This is a genomic window from Vibrio sp. Y51_MX_L26 (genome assembly GCF_024181935.1).
In the GTDB taxonomy this organism is placed as follows: Bacteria; Pseudomonadota; Gammaproteobacteria; order Enterobacterales; family Vibrionaceae; genus Vibrio; species Vibrio diabolicus.
This window is the reverse complement of record NZ_JAMZAS010000003.1, coordinates 135,272-153,154: the sequence shown is the minus strand read 5'-3', so window position 1 is coordinate 153,154 and position 17,883 is coordinate 135,272. Positions and strand designations below refer to the sequence as shown.

11 protein-coding genes are annotated in these 17,883 nt (G+C 45.9%); 1 reads left to right on the top strand and 10 read right to left on the bottom strand.

Going from position 1 to position 17,883, the window contains the following annotated elements; translation table 11 throughout:
- Nucleotides 1-6: 6 nt before the first annotated feature.
- Entirely contained in the window at nucleotides 7-1,419 is a 1,413-nt protein-coding gene (locus tag NL645_RS09370; RefSeq protein ID WP_065645544.1) for a phosphoglucomutase/phosphomannomutase family protein, read from the top strand.
- A gap of 133 nt (nucleotides 1,420-1,552) precedes the next feature.
- On the opposite strand, the gene NL645_RS09365 is transcribed toward NL645_RS09370, so the two are convergent.
- The 10 genes from NL645_RS09365 to hrpB all read right to left on the bottom strand — a co-directional run bounded on the left by NL645_RS09365 (nucleotide 1,553) and on the right by hrpB (nucleotide 17,879).
- The gene (locus NL645_RS09365) at nucleotides 1,553-2,584 is read right to left on the bottom strand and encodes an ABC transporter ATP-binding protein (protein WP_005396732.1); all 1,032 of its coding nucleotides are present in this window, start codon (nucleotides 2,582-2,584) and stop codon (nucleotides 1,553-1,555) included.
- Complete coding sequence (locus tag NL645_RS09360; RefSeq protein WP_253651614.1) at nucleotides 2,584-4,209, bottom strand: iron ABC transporter permease; 1,626 nt, start codon at nucleotides 4,207-4,209, stop codon at nucleotides 2,584-2,586. The genes NL645_RS09365 and NL645_RS09360 overlap by 1 nt, the downstream gene beginning before the upstream one ends.
- A gap of 99 nt (nucleotides 4,210-4,308) precedes the next feature.
- Entirely contained in the window at nucleotides 4,309-5,322 is a 1,014-nt protein-coding gene (locus tag NL645_RS09355) for a Fe(3+) ABC transporter substrate-binding protein (protein WP_005386566.1), read from the bottom strand.
- Between the two features lie 152 nt (nucleotides 5,323-5,474).
- Nucleotides 5,475-6,704 (bottom strand): ammonium transporter, encoded by a 1,230-nt coding sequence (locus NL645_RS09350; RefSeq protein WP_046875065.1) that lies wholly within the window; start codon nucleotides 6,702-6,704, stop codon nucleotides 5,475-5,477.
- Nucleotides 6,705-6,731: 27 nt separating this feature from the next.
- On the bottom strand, nucleotides 6,732-7,070 hold the full coding sequence (locus NL645_RS09345; protein ID WP_005396729.1) for a P-II family nitrogen regulator: 339 nt from the start codon (nucleotides 7,068-7,070) through the stop codon (nucleotides 6,732-6,734).
- Nucleotides 7,071-7,258: 188 nt separating this feature from the next.
- Nucleotides 7,259-7,627, bottom strand: a complete 369-nt coding sequence (locus NL645_RS09340) for a YacL family protein (RefSeq protein ID WP_046875066.1) — start codon at nucleotides 7,625-7,627, stop codon at nucleotides 7,259-7,261.
- 99 nt (nucleotides 7,628-7,726) lie between these two features.
- The gene (acnB, locus tag NL645_RS09335) at nucleotides 7,727-10,324 is read right to left on the bottom strand and encodes a bifunctional aconitate hydratase 2/2-methylisocitrate dehydratase (RefSeq protein WP_046875067.1); all 2,598 of its coding nucleotides are present in this window, start codon (nucleotides 10,322-10,324) and stop codon (nucleotides 7,727-7,729) included.
- Between the two features lie 268 nt (nucleotides 10,325-10,592).
- Nucleotides 10,593-12,923 carry a patatin-like phospholipase family protein gene (locus tag NL645_RS09330; RefSeq protein ID WP_152811627.1) on the bottom strand — a complete coding sequence of 777 codons (2,331 nt, stop codon included), beginning with the start codon at nucleotides 12,921-12,923 and terminating at the stop codon, nucleotides 10,593-10,595.
- 122 nt (nucleotides 12,924-13,045) lie between these two features.
- Nucleotides 13,046-15,418 carry a penicillin-binding protein 1B gene (mrcB, locus tag NL645_RS09325; RefSeq protein ID WP_253651613.1) on the bottom strand — a complete coding sequence of 791 codons (2,373 nt, stop codon included), beginning with the start codon at nucleotides 15,416-15,418 and terminating at the stop codon, nucleotides 13,046-13,048.
- A complete protein-coding gene (gene hrpB / locus NL645_RS09320; protein ID WP_253651612.1) occupies nucleotides 15,411-17,879 on the bottom strand; it encodes an ATP-dependent helicase HrpB in 2,469 nt (822 codons plus the stop codon). The genes mrcB and hrpB overlap by 8 nt, the downstream gene beginning before the upstream one ends.
- Between the last annotated feature and the right edge of the window lie 4 nt (nucleotides 17,880-17,883).

The window sequence follows — 17,883 nt, the reverse complement described above, 5'->3', positions numbered from 1 at the left end:
CGAATCATGATCAAATTTGGTACAGGCGGTTGGCGCGCATTCATCGGTGAAGAATTCACCAAAGATAATGTACGTTTGGTGGCTCAGGCAGTCGCAAACATTACGAATAACGAATCTGTTGCTGATCGCGGCTTTGTCATTGGCTATGACCGACGTTTTCTGTCTGACAAAGCTGGCCGTTGGTTTGCCGAAGTTTTAGCAGCAAACGACATCGTCGTTAGCTTTATCGATAAGTTTGTTCCAACGCCAATCGTAATGTTTAAAGCGAAGGAAATGGGCTGCGCTTACTCTGCATGTATTACGGCATCGCACAACCCGGCCGATTACAACGGCATTAAAGTCTTCATTGAAGGCGGTCGTGATGCAGATGAAATCATCACCCAAAAAATCGAATCACAAATCGATACGCTCATTGCACAAGATGTAAAAAGTGTCGATTTTGAACAAGCGGTTGAAGATAAGCTGATTCAAATAATCAACCCGATGAACGAATTCGTAGATTCGATCATTAACTTTATTGATATTGAGTCGATCAAAAAAGCCAACCTACGCGTTTTGATTGACCCAATGTTCGGTGTCGCAAAAAATGCGCTGCAAACCGTATTAATCAACGGCCGCTGTGACGTTGATGTGATTAACGATGGAAAAAACCCAGACTTCGGTGGGTTAATGCCTTCGCCAAGTGCTGCAACACTCTACCGTTTGATGCACCTAGTAAAAGAGCAAGGTTACGATATTGGCATCGGTACCGATGGCGATGCGGACCGTCTTGGTATTATTGACGAAAAAGGTAACTTCATTCATCCGAATGAAGTCCTGATTCTACTTTATTATTACTTATTGGAGTACAAAGGTTGGACAGGTTCCGTGGTACGTAACATCGCGACGACTCATCTTCTCGATAAAATTGCTGAAGACCATGGTGAAAAATGCTTTGAGGTACCAGTAGGCTTTAAGCACATCAGTTCTCAAATGGAAGCGGATGACTCACTGATTGGTGGGGAAAGCTCTGGCGGCCTAACCATTCGCGGCCACATCAAAGGTAAAGACGGCGTATTCGCATCAAGCCTATTGGTGGAAATGATTTCAGTAACAGGCAAGAAACTGTCTGAGCTACTGGATGAAATCTATGGCAAGTACGGCTACGCGTACATGGCAGAAGGTGATTGCAAGTTCAAACCGGCGCAAAAAGAGGTACTGTTCAACAAAATTTATATTGAAAAGCAGTTGCCTGAGTTTGAGTTTGAAATCGAAAAAGTCAGCTATGAAGATGGTGCGAAAGTCTACTTCAAGAACGGCGGTTGGATCATCGCACGCTTCTCTGGTACTGAGCCGTTACTACGTATTTTTGCAGAAATGCACGATAAGGACACTGCGGAACGTGTTCTTCAACAGTTTAAAGACTTCTTATCTTTATAACTGACCTTGTGCCCGCTTCGAGCACTTCGGATAAGCTTGTCATGTAATTCAAGCTGTCGCTAAGGGGAAGAATACTTGCCCGGCATCACTGCCGGGCTTTTTTATTGTGTAGGAAGACATAAGAGAATAGTAATTATGCGAATGCCAGCACGCCCTGCGTTTCAATTTTCACTGCAACAGACTCACCAATATTTAATGCCTGCGATGCTGTAGCCAACAAACGGTCGCCATTCGCATCAATCACGTAACGGCAATGGTCACCCATAAAGTGCTGCTCCAGCACCGTTACTGAGCTCTCTTCATCGGATTGAATTTGTACATGTTGCGGCCTTAGCAACAAAGAGCATTCAGACTGCACTGGGATCTCTTGTTGGGCTGTGGCTTCAACCACACCCAAGTGGGTTTCATATTCTGAATCCGAAACTCGTTTAGCGGCCAGATAGCTACCACCACCTAAGAAATCCGCAACAAACTTACTTGAAGGCTGGTAGTAAAGCTCAGATGCCGTGCCATATTGCTCGATAACACCATTGTTCATCACTGCCATTTTATCAGCGAAGGCAAAAGCCTCTTCACGGCTATGCGTAACAAAAATGGCAGTCACGCCTTGCGCCTTAAAAATCTTACGGATCTCACTTATCAGCTCATGGCGAACTTGCGTATCAATATTAGAGAACGGCTCATCTAGCAACAATAAGTCTGGGCTGTAAGCTAATGAGCGAGCAATCGCAACACGCTGCTGCTGTCCACCAGACAACTGATGTGGATAACGATCGCCATAGCCTTGCAAATGCACGAGCTCGAGCATCTCTTGAACTTTGCCATTTTTCTCTTTTGTCGAGTAATGCTTTAAGCCAAAGGCAATATTTTGCTCCACCGTCAGGTGAGGAAAAAGCGCATAATCTTGGAAAATCATCCCGATATTACGCTGTTCTGGTGGCAACCAGTTCTCCCCATCATCAATCGTGACGCAATTTAAGCTCATTTCGCCTGACGTTAATGGCAATAGCCCTGCAACGGCTTTTAATAGTGTTGTTTTTCCGCAACCACTTGCACCTAGTAAACAGACAATTTGCCCTTGTTCCACCTCAAGAGATAATGATTCGAGTACGGTTTGATCATCATATTGGCAAGTTAGGTTTTTAATTGATAATGCGCAGCTCATCAGTGATTTCGCTCCAGTGAACGGTTAACAACAACAAGCGGGATCAACCCAACAAGAACCAACAGAACCGCAGGCAAAGCGGCCAATTCTAAATGCTCATCCGAGGCGAAGTTATAAACGTATGTGGCTAGTGTTTCAAAGTTAAATGGACGAAGTAATAGAGCCGCATTGAGCTCTTTCATCGACTCGATAAACACTAACAGAGCCGCAATCAGTGCACCACGTTTAACCAGCGGAAAGTGCACACGCCACAGCATGGCATTAGGCTTACAACCCATGGTGCGAGACGCCATATCTAACGAAGGCGAAATTTTATTTAAATTACTTTCGATACTACCAATCGCCACCGCTGAAAAGCGCACAACCATGGCAAAAACCAGGGCGAACATGGAGCCAGAAAAAATAAGTCCCGGTCTTCCCCATTCCATGGCTTTAGCAAGGTCGTTGACGCGGTGATCCATAAACAGTACTGCGACCATCACACCAATCGCTAATACGGTTCCTGGCACTGCATACCCCATCGAAGAAAGACGCATAAATGCCAAGCTTTCGCGCTTGCCATTGACGCGATGGGTAAAGTTAACGATCAGTGCGACAGCAACACCAATAATGGCGGCAATAACCGACACGACCAAACTATTCCATGCGTATTCACGAAACTCGGGGGTCCAACTCTGCGCAAAGTAAGTTATCGCATAATCAATCAGCTGTAGTAATGGCAAAATAAACGCGACCGAAACCAAGCCCCAACACCAAACCAGCGCGGTCCACTTTTTCCAGCCCGTCAACTCATAACGAAAATCTTCGTGACTGTTAAATTGGCTTTGAAAAAGCTTTTGTTTACGACGACTGTAGCGTTCGGCACTGAGAAGCAGTACTACAATGACGAGCATCATGGCAGAAATCTTGGCTGCAGCATTAAGATTAGAGTACCCCAACCAAGTATCGTAGACCGCTGTGGTTAACGTATTCACAGCGAAGTAACTTACAGTACCAAAGTCACCGATAGTCTCCATTGCGACCAGCGACAAACCCACAGCGATAGAAGGTCGCACTAATGGCATCGAGATGCGCCAAAAGCTTTCCCATGGAGAGCATTTGAGCAAACGCGCGCTTTGCAACAAAGAGACATTTTGCTCCATAAATGCAGCTCGACACAGCAAATACACATAAGGGTACAGCACTAAAGCCAACACAAAGGTCGCGCCAGGCAAGGTGCGAATATCAGGGAACCAATACTCGCCAGGTCCCCATCCGGTTACATCACGCAAAAAGATCTGAATCGGCCCTGCAAAATCAAACCAATCAGTAAAAATATAACCAATGATATAACCTGGCATCGCAAGAGGTAGCACCAATGCCCACTGCAACCATTTTTCGGTCGGCAGTTTACACATGGCCATTATCCAAGCGCTTGGTATACCAAGAATTAAGGACAACACCATTACGCCAATAGTGAGCGCAACCGTGTTAAAAATATAAGTCGGCATGACTGTCGCCATTAAATGGGCAAACAAATCATCCGTTTCACCAATTGCGGTGTAGAAGATCGCTAAGATCGGCAAAACCAGTAACAGAGTTATTACCCCACTACTGGTTTTCCATAAAGAGTGTTTATCTTTCATCGCCTAATTACTGCAAGGCTGTATGAAATACAAATGCTGTTGCAAATACATCTCATATCCTTTAATCAAATGGGGGTACTGTTATACCCCCACAAGGAATTAAAGGTCAAATTTCACTTCGTCTAATAGCTTAATTGCCGCTTCGTGGTTGGCTGCAATATCGTCTAGAGAAAGCTTGTCTGCTTTAAAGTCACCCCAAGATTCCACAAGTTCAGAACGCTTCACGCCTTCTTTAACAGGGTACTCGTAGTTAACTTCTGCGTACATCTGCTGCGCTTTGTCACCCGTTAGGAATTCCATTAGCTTCACAGCATTGTCTTTGTTTGGAGAGTACTTCGCCATCGCCATACCAGAGATGTTTACGTGAGTACCTGTAGTCTCTTGGTTAGGGAAGTTGATGTAAACTGCATCTGCCCAAGCTTTTTGCTCTTTGTCATTAACCATTTTACCTAGGTAGTAGCTGTTACCTAGAGAAACATCACATAGACCTTCTTTGATCGCTTTAACTTGTGCACGATCGTTGCCTTGTGGTTTGCGAGCAAGGTTTGCTTTCACGCCTTCCAACCACTCTTTGGTTTCTGCTTCGCCATTGTGAGCAATCATTGCTGAAACTAGAGAAACGTTGTACGGGTGCTTACCGCTACGAGTACAAATTTTACCTTTGAACTCTGGCTTAGCTAGATCTGCATAGTTGAAATCTGCGCCTAGTTTACCTACGCGATCACGTGAAGAGTAAACACTACGAGAGCGTAGAGTTAGGGCAAACCACTCATTCTCTTTATCTTGGTATTGAGCTGGTACGTTTTCTTCAATGATTTTGCTATCTACTTTCTGAACTAAACCTTTGTTTGTCAGTTCAGCTAGACGACTGATGTCTGTCGTAAGGATAACGTCAGCTGGGCTGTACTCGCCTTCTTGAGCTAGCTTTTCTGCTAAGCCTTTTTTAGCAAATTTTACGTTTACTTTGATGCCAGTTTCTTTAGTGAACTCGTTGAACATAGGTTCAACTAGGAAAGGTTGACGGTAAGAGTAGACGTTCACTTCTTCAGCAGCCATTGCTGTTGGAGCTAAGGTTGCGCAAGTTAATGCTGAAAGAGTTAGCAGTTTTTTCATTGTTTAATCCTTTACCATGCTAATGATAACGTTTATCAGTTGCGTTATTATATGTATGTTCAATAAGAAGACAATGACAAATATTAAAAAACCTGCTCATCGGAGCAGGTTTTTTAATGTTGAGAGTGTAACTATTTATTACAGGCTATTGATTACTTCACAGTGACAAATTCTGGGTACGCACCGACGCCACAATCATGCATGTCCATACCTTCCATTTCTTCATCTTCCGTGACGCGAATTCCAACGGTTGCTTTCAAGATAGCCCACACCACTAGACTGGCACCAAATACCCAAGCAAAGATAACGACAGCACCTAAAAGCTGTGCACCGAATGTAGCATCGCCGTTACTTAGTGGTACGACCATCAAACCAAAGAAGCCACAAACACCGTGCACTGAAATCGCACCGACTGGGTCATCAATTTTCAGTTTATCTAGGCCAATGATGCTGAATACGACTAGCGCGCCAGATACTGCACCGATAGCAACTGCATATAATGGCGATGGTGATAGAGGATCTGCAGTGATGGCAACCAAGCCAGCTAGCGCACCATTGAGAATCATCGTTAAGTCCGCTTTGCCCCAAGTTGTTTTACATACAAATAGCGCCGCAATAGCACCTGCAGCAGCAGCTGCGTTGGTGTTTAGGAAGATCTGACCTACCGCTGTTGCGTTCTCAAAGTCTGAAACCATCAACTGAGAACCACCGTTAAACCCAAACCAACCAAACCAAAGGATGAAAGTACCTAGTGTTGCCAAAGGCATGTTTGAACCTGGAATCGGGTAGATTTCACCGTTTTTGCCATATTTACCTTTGCGAGCACCAAGAAGCAATACACCAGCAAGAGCTGCAGAAGCACCAGCCATATGTACGATACCTGAACCTGCAAAGTCGCTAAATCCAGCTTCTGCTAGGAAGCCACCGCCCCATGTCCAATAACCTTCCATTGGGTAGATAAATGCGGTCAAAATTGCAGAGAAAACCAAGAAAGACCAAAGCTTCATACGTTCAGCCACCGCACCAGAAACGACGGACATTGCCGTTGCAACGAAGACGACTTGGAAGAAGAAGTCAGATTCTAGAGAGTGATCAGCCCCTTCTCCTTGGGTACCAATCAACGCACCAAATGAAGGTAACCAGCCTCCTTCTCCGTTGTCGACATACATGATGTTGTAACCAACGATCAGAAACATCGTGCATGCAATTGCGTACAAACAGATGTTCTTCGTAAGAATTTCTGTTGTGTTCTTAGAGCGCACAAGACCAGCCTCTAGCATCGCAAAACCAGCTGCCATCCACATTACCAACGCACCGGAAATGAGGAAGAAAAAGGTGTCAAGTGCGTAACGTAACTCGGTTACTGTTGTTGTTAATTCCATAATAAGTTTCTCCAATCCCTTGAATTCTTAAAGTGCTTCTGCGTCCATTTCGCCCGTTCGTATACGCACCGCTTGGTTCAGGTCGTAGACAAAAATTTTACCGTCACCAATCTTTCCTGTTTGCGCAGCTTTTGTAATCGCTTCAACCACTCGCTCAACATTATCCGCGTGAGTAGCGATTTCAATTTTCACTTTTGGTAGGAAATCGACCTGATACTCAGCGCCGCGATACAGTTCCGTGTGGCCTTTTTGACGACCAAACCCTTTAACTTCTGATACCGTCATCCCTTCGATACCGACGTTAGCCAATGCTTCTCGCACATCGTCTAATTTAAACGGCTTAATAATGGCATTGATTATTTTCATTCAATTCTCTCCGAAGCTTTCATCCTGAAACACTTCTAATAATCCAATCTACGTGCCAAGTTTTTAAGTCATTGAATAATAAAAACTAACGTCAATTTACATATCTATAAACAAAAAGGGCGCACCATATCGGTGCGCCCTTTTCACAAATTTAAAGCAACAGAAGGAAAGTTACCCAAAACTGTGCACTAAATGTTCAAAAAGTCTTTCCATCGCTCGATAAGAATCATGAAGTCCTCTATTCCACAGCTTGCTGTACTTTCTGCATTGTAGAAATCGAGTTCACTTTCCATCTCAACATCATGGTCATGGGCCAATGCGTTTTCTTGCACTAGGACTTCATCGCCCTGAATCATCAAGCTAATTTCTGTACCTGTTAGGTTATGCTCTTGAGAAGGCGCTGAAAATGACTGCTCAATTAGCTTTTCAACCTGAGCAATCTTCATAGGATCTTTGCCAATTTCTTCTTGTAGCCAGCGCCCAACAATCTCATGCCCCATGCTGCATTTTACGTAGTACTCGCCCATCAACGTGTTACGGATGAATTCAAATTCCATCGAGATTGCCTTTTCGTATCAATTTGGTGCGGAGTATAGCGAATTGCGCCCATAAAAAAAGCACCTCGTTTGAGGTGCTTTTTAATTGTGCAGTTAAACTTATGCAGGCTCTTGGAAGATCACTTCATCCGCTTTCTTGGTGTACTGATCCATTTTATGGAAGTTCAAGTAGCGGTAAGTATCTGTAGCGGTTGCATCAATTTGCTTCGCATACTCCAAGTACTCTTCTTTAGTTGGAATCTTACCAAGGATTGCACCTACGGCAGCTAGTTCCGCAGACGACAGGTAAACATTCGCACCAGTACCTAGACGGTTCGGGAAGTTACGCGTTGAGGTAGACATCACTGTTGATTTGTCTGCAACACGCGCTTGGTTACCCATACACAGTGAACATCCTGGTGTTTCGATTCGAACCCCAGCACGGCCAAAGATACCGTAATAACCCTCTTCCGTTAGCTGATCCTTGTCCATCTTCGTTGGCGGAGCGATCCATAGACGAGTTGCAAGCTGTCCGTTGAACTTATCTAGCAGCTTACCAGCAGCGCGGAAGTGACCGATATTCGTCATACAAGAACCGATGAACACTTCATCAATCGCTGTGCCTTGTACTTCAGACAACAAGCGAGCGTCATCCGGATCATTCGGTGCACATAGTACTGGCTCATTGATTTCAGCCATATCGATTTCAATAATATGTGCGTATTCAGCGTCTTTATCCGCTTGCATCAGCTCAGGATTTGCTAGCCACTCTTCCATCGCTGTAATACGACGCTCGATAGTACGGCGGTCACCGTAACCTTCAGAGATCATCCACTTCAGCATCACGATGTTAGAGTTTAGGTACTCTTCGATCGACTCTTGCGACAGTTTCACAGTACAACCTGCCGCCGAACGCTCAGCAGAAGCATCAGACAGCTCAAATGCTTGCTCAACAGTTAGCGTTTCTAGGCCTTCAATCTCAAGGATACGACCAGAGAATTCGTTGATCTTGCCCGCTTTCTCTACTGTTAGTAGACCTTGCTGAATCGCGTAGTAAGGGATGGCATGAACAAGGTCACGCAGTGTGATACCCGGTTGCATTTCACCTTTAAAGCGAACCAAGATTGACTCAGGCATATCTAGTGGCATAACGCCTGTCGCAGCTGCAAAGGCAACCAACCCCGAACCTGCTGGGAATGAAATACCTAGCGGGAAACGAGTATGTGAGTCACCACCCGTACCGACTGTATCCGGCAGTAGCATACGGTTTAGCCATGAGTGGATAATACCGTCACCTGGGCGAAGAGATACGCCACCGCGGTTCATGATAAAGTCCGGAAGTGTGTGGTGCGTGTTTACGTCTACTGGTTTTGGATACGCAGAGGTGTGACAGAAAGACTGCATGACAAGGTCAGCAGAGAAGCCCAAACACGCCAAGTCTTTAAGTTCATCACGAGTCATAGGGCCGGTAGTATCTTGCGAACCTACTGTCGTCATCTTCGGCTCACAGTAGGTACCAGGGCGAATGCCTTCTACGCCACACGCTTTACCAACCATTTTCTGTGCAAGCGTGTAACCCTTGCCAGAATCTGCGATTTCACCAGGTTTACGGAATACATCCGAAGGCTCAAGACCTAGCGATTGACGCGCTTTGTCTGTCAAACCACGACCGATGATCAATGGGATACGACCACCAGCACGAACTTCATCAATCAGTACTTCCGTTTTCAGCGAGAACTCAGCTAAAACTTCACCTGTTTCGTGATTACAAACTTTACCTTCATATGGGTAAACATCGATAACATCGCCCATGTTGAGCTTAGTCACGTCGACTTCAATTGGTAGTGCGCCCGCATCTTCCATTGTGTTGAAGAAGATAGGTGCAATTTTACCACCAAGCACGTAACCACCAGCACGTTTGTTTGGAACGTAAGGGATATCATCTCCCATGAACCAAAGTACTGAGTTGGTTGCAGATTTACGTGAAGAACCAGTACCAACAACATCACCAACGTAAACCAATTGGTGACCTTTTTCTTTCAATTCTTCAATTTGCTTGATCGGACCAATATTGCCCGGTTGATCAGGATTGATGCCTTCACGCTCGTTCTTCAGCATCGCAAGTGCGTGCACTGGGATATCAGGACGAGACCAAGCATCAGGTGCAGGTGAAAGGTCATCCGTGTTCGTTTCACCTGTTACTTTAAATACAGTTAGAGTGACTTTTTCTTCAAGCTTAGGCTTAGAAAGGAACCACTCAGCATCAGCCCATGACTGAAGTACTTTCTGTGCATGCGCATTGCCTGCTTTTGCTTTCTCTTCTACATCATAGAAAGCATCAAACATCAGAAGTGTATGAGACAGTGCTTCTACAGCAATCTCTGCCAGTGCTTCGTCATCCAATAGCTCAACGAGCGGTGCGATGTTGTAACCACCTTGCATAGTGCCTAGCAGTTCAGCCGCTTTTTCACGGCTCACAAGTGGTGATTTAACTTCACCTGTTGCTACAGCGGTTAGGAAACCCGCTTTAACATAAGCGGCTTCATCAACACCTGGTGGGATGCGGTTTTCAAGTAGGTCAAGAATGAACTCTTCTTCACCTTGCGGGGGATTTTTCAGAAGTTCTACAAGTCCAGCAACTTGTTCTGCGTCTAGCGGTTTAGGAACAACTCCTTCAGCAGCACGCTCTTCGACGTGTTTACGGTAGGCTTCAAGCACGACTTTTTCCTCTCATTGCGGTTCCTCCTCTATTATTACTATTGTTAAAGTAAAGGAGTGAACATCCTTGGAAACTTGGCTCTCCATTGCCCTTGTTTTCATTCAATTATGATTGAGAAACAGCGCCGTAGAGGCCAAACTGTGGGCAAAATAATAGCAAATTTAACCTTAAATTAAAATCTTATCATTTTGACCAACATAGCAACTTACGACTAAAGTTCTGCTAATTTTGACCAAATATGCCAAGTTTTTGCTTTCTTATACCCGGTTAATTAAACGACGTTCCTACGATCAAATACACAGCATCCATATCCTGCTCAGTACGACCATAAGCCAACATAATTGGCCCGATTGGTGAGTCAACACCAAAGAAAATAGAGCCAGCATTGTAAAGCGGCGCTTCATTCAGCTTCAGATCATTATCTGACCACACTCCACCGTATTCCACTGATGCACCTAGGTAGACTGGCGCTTCAAATAGTCCAAAGTCATTGTCGAACCATTTGTATCGGTACACCAAGCTACTAAAAAACAGGTTCTGTCCAATCAAGCTATTTCTTGGGATACCAGATAGGTTTAAAAAGCCGCCTAACTCTCTCGGATCAAGTGGAACCGATGAATTTTTACTTTCTACAAAACTATATTCTGCATGTCCGACTAAAGTATGACGCTGATGACTGACCGCACCTTTGAATCGCGCGGAGATTTCATACACGGTATCTTCAATCATCTTTTCCGTGTCGAGCAGAGTGATGCCTTCCGGACTCTTGTCATGAGATACGAAATATTCAAGATCGACCAGCAGTCCGCGAGTAGGAAATGCAAAATCATCAAGCGTATCGAGTCGATAGCTCGCAAATATACCTTTGCGCTCGAAGTCTAGCTGCCCTGCCGAGGCCAAGGTAGACAGCTCAATATCTCCTGTAGAGTAACGAGCACCAAGGCGCAACTCTTGCCATAACGTAGGTTGAATGCCAATCGCCAGTTCAGAAGCAAAGTCATTATAGGAAACGGGTAAGAAGTCGTTAACTGAGCTGAGGTCCGGATTTTCAAATTCGCTAAAAGGTAAGTTTCTATCTTCACTGCTGTATCCAACACGGCCAGCAACAAAAAGCGTTTGACTAGATAAAACAGGCGAATACAACTCAGCTTCTATCAGCTTATCCGTGCCCATTTCTACGTTGAACGCCAACTCTGCACCATGCGAGTTTAAATTAGTAAAATTGGTCGACATACCGATGCCGTATTGGCTATCCGTATCGAAGTCATCTTCAAGAAAAAATCGAAAGTTAACGTAATTCGGCCCCCACGACTTTTCGTTAACATCAAAAACCAACAATGTCTTACCATCAACATCTTCAAAGTGATAAGTGATTAACTCAAAACGATCCAGCGCATAGAGATTTTCAACGGCTTTTTCTATTTCAGCCGTTGGAATACGACGACCTGTTTTCAATTGAATACGGTTAGTAAGTAATACATCACTGTAGTGGGTGTTATTCACTATCACAATGTCATCAACAATGCGTTTATCACCGTAAACCAGCGTCTTACGTACCTCTTGCTTGTGATCAATGTACTTTTGGTATTCTGCGTTCGATAAACTTAGACCTTGCAGCTTATCTTCAAGCTGCTTGGTAATATCGTAGCCCGCTTGAAAAGCCCAAGGCATTTTGTCGAACTCGACCGTTTCCATGGTGCCTACATTGGGACGAATATAAATATCTTGTGGTTCAAGCTCGTCCACTTGCTGTTGCGTACTGCGACGGACTAGGTAATTAGAAAGTTGATCCGCTACAGTAAACAGCCCGGTAAACTCATCTTCGGTTTTGTAGTCGGTGCTAATATCAACAGCAATAACAACATCTGCCCCCATGGCGCGAGCCACATCGACAGGCATGTTATTGACCACGCCACCATCGACAAGCATATGGCCATTGAGCTTATAGGGAGGGAGCGCTCCTGGTACAGACATACTGGCCATCATGGCGTCCACGAGGTAGCCATTGCCAAGAACCACTTCCTCTAGCGCAAGAATATCTGTCGCCACAGAGCGATAAGGAATGGCAAGATCATCAAAAGAATCGAATCGCCCTAAGTTCCCTGTAGTCTCACGCAATACGCGCAACATGTTCTGGCCTTGCACGACACCCGTTGGGGCACGAACCTCACCAAATCTTAAGCCGAGGTCAGTGTTAATTTGATAGCGGTCTTCATACTCTTTATCACGAACTCGGCGTTGACTACGGTCGACACGATCTCGATAACCACTGCTCCAATCGACGGTGTAGATAAAACTTTCAATTTCATCAGCGCTCATCCCCGTTGCATAGAGGCCACCAACATAAGCGCCCATACTGGTGCCCGTTACGATATCGACCGGGATCTGCATCTCTTCTAACGCTTTGAGGACGCCGATATGCGCAGCGCCTTTTGCTCCGCCACCGGCGAGCACAACTGCCACCTTTGGACGAGGCTCCACGTCATCCGTTTTTGCTAGAGAGTTGGCGAGGGAAACTGAAGGAGTGGTGATCAAAAAGGCACTAACCCAAAGCGCGAAATGGCGAGTCGACGGGCTTGATAACAGCTTTTTGAACATTCACTTCTTCCTTTGTTGAATTTCTTATCAAGTAGGGCGTGCTAGCAGCACCGCACTAACACGCCCTAATATGTACTAAGAATTGACCAGAGAGACAAGCTAATGTTGTTGATTTGGCGATGCTACCAATCAAATAAGCTGTTAAGCCAGTTTGATTTCTTCTCACACTGCTGCTTTATTTGACCCGTTTTATCCCAAACTGGCAGTTTGTAATCACTACGACAGTTCATTTCTAAACCACCATCTGATGTCGGCTTAAATCCTAACGTGGTGATCTCTCTTGGCCATGGAAGCTCTAAACGCTCAGGAATGCGTTGCTTCAAATACTCTGCGTACACTCGTAATGCACCGCTCGATCCCGTTAGATGAACCGGTTTGTTATCGTCGCGGCCTAGCCAAATTGTCGTCACTTCACGGCCATCAACACCGACAAACCAGCTATCGCGGTTATCGTTACTGGTACCCGTTTTTCCTGCCAGTGCAGCCCAACCAAACTGGCTTTGTAAGAAGCGGCCTGTACCTTGAGCAACCCCCTGTTTCATCGCGTAGGTCGTTAGCCATGCTGCTTGCTCATCCACGGCTCTTGATGAACGAGGCAAGGATTGATACAGCACATTACCTTCCATATCCATCACTGAACGCAGAGCGGTCAGTTTCGCACGTTTGCCTGAGTTCGTCAGTGTCTGATACATCTGCGCGACTTCAAACGGCGTCAAAGAAAACGAGCCCAAAAACATCGAAGGCACTGGGCGGATTTCGTCTTTGTTGACGCCCAAACGCTCTAAAGTATCGGATACTTCTGGGATACCAAGCGCCATGCCTAAGCGCACCGTTGGCACGTTGAGTGACTTCGCTAAAGCAATGTAGAGTGGCACATCACCACGGTATTTTCGGTCGTAGTTACGCGGTGTCCATACATTACCTTTACTGCTTTTCAGGCTTAGCGGCGTGTCGTGCAGCGTCGTGCCTAGGTTATATTTTTCCGGTTGTTCTAGAGCCGTCAAGTAAATCGCTGGTTTAACTAGAGAACCAATTGGACGACTGGCATTGAGCGCGCGGTTAAAACCTTCATAACCAACACGTTTACCGCCAACCATGGCACGGATTTCACCACTATGACGATCAACCGCAACTGCTGCGGCTTCTAATTCTTTACCGCCTCGTTTAGCTAGCTCCGGGATCTTTTTCGCGATGGCTTGCTCCATTTTGCTTTGCGATACCGGATCCAGAGACGTAAACACGCGCAGTCCGGTTTCCGCTTTAAATCGCTCCCCCACTTTTTCTTTCAATTCAATGCTCAATTGCTGGAAATAAGCGGGCTGACGGCTCGCGATACGTGGTTTGCTCTGCGTATCAAGCGAACGACTGACGGCTTGCTCATACTGCTCTGAAGTCAGCATGTTTTGCTGCATCAACAAACGTAATACAAGATCGCGGCGCTCTTTCGTGCGCTCGGGGTAACGAATTGGGTTGTAGTAAGACGGTCCTTTTACCATCCCAACTAACATCGCCAGTTGATCGATTCGCAGCTCTTGGATCGGTTGTCCAAAGTAATAACGCGATGCCAAGCCAAACCCGTGGATCGCTTCACCACCACTTTGCCCTAGATACACTTCGTTAAGGTAGGCTTCCAAAATACGATCTTTGCTGTAACGGTAATCCAAAATTAACGCGATATACGCTTCTCTAACTTTGCGCCACAGCGTTTTATCACGGGTCAAAAAAAGGTTTTTCGCCAACTGCTGAGTTAGCGTACTACCACCTTGAACAGTACGACCCGCTTTAATGTTTGCAACCATTGCTCGTGCAATCGCGAGTGGAGACACCCCATCGTGTTGATAAAAATCCCGGTCTTCGGTCGCAAGCAGTGCATCAACTAAAATTTCCGGGAACTGATCACGACGCAAGAATAGACGCTGCTCATCTTGATCTTTCTCCAGCATCCCCAACATCTTAGGCTCTAAGCGTAAGTAACCAAGATCGCCTCGGGACTCTAAAGACTGAATACGCTGTAAGCCAGAATCTGAAAAATGGAGCATCACGTGACGATCCGGTTCAGGACCATCGGCAAATTCAAATGGACGACGGATCAGCTCAATACGAGTGGAAGAAGAAGAGTACTCACCAGGATAGCGAGGCTGACTTACCTTACGGTAATTCAGTACATCCAGCTCGTTACGCAGTTCTTGAATAGTGATATTTTCACCCGGATTTAAGTTCAAGATGCGAGCATAAACCACCGTTGGCAGTTCAAACAGCTGGCCTTCAAAGCGCTCTTTCACAACACTATCTAAATAAATACCCACAAACAGCAAAACAGCGGCAAGCGCAACACCGGCTTTCCAGCTAAATGACCACAAAACTTTCAGCCACGAACGTTTCTTGTTAGTCGGCTTTTTACTCGGTGTGCGTCGAGTCGGTTTTGTCGTTCCTTTATTGGTTGTACTTTTCTTCGCTGGCGCTTTTTTCGCGCTAGGCTTCTTGCTGTTAGTCATTATTCAATTGTCTTTTTGTTTTCGTAGTTGCTACATGATTGGCAGGGTCATCTGGCCAAACGTGTTTTGGGTAGCGCCCTTTCATCTCTTTTTGAACGTCTTTATAGCTTCCGTTCCAGAAAGCCGCCAAGTCAGACGTCACTTGCAGCGGACGTTGTGCCGGCGAAAGCAGTTCAAGCACCAAACGCTTACGACCAAGTGCTACCGTAGGAGAGCCACTCTCACCAAATACCTCTTGCATACGCACCGATAGTTTCGGCTCATGGCCATACTGGTAACGGATACGCTTCTTTGAACCTGTAGGCAGTTGGTAATGCTCTGGTAACCATTCATCCAGTTGTTGATTGAGTGGCCAACCTAATCGAGCGTTCAGCGCTTCGACCAAGTTTATCTTGCTCAAATTGTTAACCGAACTGACGGACGTCATGTACGGCTCTAACCACTCTTCTAATGAATCCAACAAACTGGCTTCATCAAACATTGGCCATGATTGCTCGGGTAACCATTCCACCGCACAACGAATCCGAGCCAACAAGCTCTCCGCTGCCGGTGTCCAGTTTAGACTCTGTAAGCCCTGGCGGCGGACATACGTGAGTAAAGCTTGTGTCATTTTTTCTTTGCCAGGGCTTGGCAAAGGCTCGCGTTCAACCACCAGCTGACCGAGTTTTGTTTGTCGCTCAGCCATTAGACGCCCTCTTTTTTCATCCCAGTCTACAACTTCTTCAGACGAAAATAGCGCTTCAAAGGTCGCTCGCAATATATTAACATCCAATTCACATGCCGAATGAATTTGACTGGAGTTAGAATGAGAACGCATTAAGTCAACGGCAACCAAATACTCACAGCCACCTAGCATGTCTTCCTGACGACATTCTGCACCATGACCATTAGCCAAAGTAAATCGCCCAAATTGATTTGTGCGCTGCTGCGCAATGCGATCTGGAAATGCCAAACTTAACACCAGCGGTAATGCTTCTTCATCCACGCCTTTCAGGTCAAATACCGTATCCAATTTGTACGCTAGAGATTGAGCACGCTTGAACAACAGCGACTTTTTTGGATGAGTACCAACAAGCCAACGATGCAAGCTATGAGCGATATTGGTAACGTTTCTCTCTGGCTCTTCAATCAGTGCGACCGCCGCCAAAGCAGCATTTAACATCTTATCACTGTAAGATTGCGCTTTAATTAGCATCGCAGCGGCACGAGGCTCAACGCCTAGTTCATGCGCCTGTTTTCCTTCGGACGTTAATTGCCCTTTTTCCGTCAGTAGTCCCAATGACACCAATAGCTGCTTCGCTTGTTCCAATGACGCATTAGCGGGAACATCAAGCCACTTGAGAGCGTGGATATCACTCGCTCCCCAAAAGGCCAGCTCCATGACTAAGCTCGATAGATCGGAATGCAAAATTTCGGGTTGAGAAACCTGCGGCTGTTGCTTGAACTGGCTTTCAGAATAGAGGCGAACGCAAATGCCCTCTTCTATTCGTCCCGCTCGTCCTGCACGCTGAATCGCTGAAGACTGTGCAATGCGTGTTTGCTCTAAGCGTGTTAAACCGTTTTTCAAATCAAACCGGGCAATACGCTCTAACCCAGAATCAACCACAAGGCGAATGCCTTCAATCGTCAGTGAAGTTTCTGCGATGTTGGTCGCGAGTACGACTTTACGCTTGCCGTGTTCTGCCGGCGTGATGGCTTTTTGTTGCTCAGTAAAGCTCAGTTGCCCATAAAGCGGACACACTTCAATATCATCCGCCAAATGAGATAAACGTTCTTCGACTTGTTTAATGGCCCCAACGCCCGGTAGGAAAGCCAACAAAGAGCCGGACTCTTTGTTCATAAGACTTTCTATTGTTTTTGCCATACTCGTAGGTAAATGATCATTCACACCTAACGGTTGGTAACGCATTTCTACGTCGAAACTGCGTCCTTCTGATTCAATGTAACTGGCTTCCGGCAACAACGACAGTAAGGCTTGTTGATCAAGCGTTGCCGACATTACCACCAGCTTGAGATCGTCTCGCAATGCCTCTTGAACTTCTAAACTGAATGCCAAAGCGGTATCGGCATGAATGCTGCGTTCATGAAACTCATCAAAGATCAGCAGATCAACACCATCCAGTTCAGGGTCAGTTTGAATCATCCTAGTCATGATCCCTTCAGTCACGATCTCCAACTGCGTTGCAGAACTTACCTTTGCCTCGCCGCGAACTCGATAACCCACGCGTTGACCAACTTGTTCTCCCAATTGCTCAGCAAGATAACGGGCAATGTTACGCGCCGCGAGTCGTCTTGGTTCGAGCATGATGATTTTGCCAGCAACCGAATGATTTAAGAGTAATTGCAAAGGGAAGTAAGTCGACTTACCGGCACCAGGCGCCGCTTTTAAGATCACTTGATGTTGATTTTTGACCGCCGTCAGCAACTCAGGCATCACGGCTTCAATCGGCAATTGTGACAAAGGA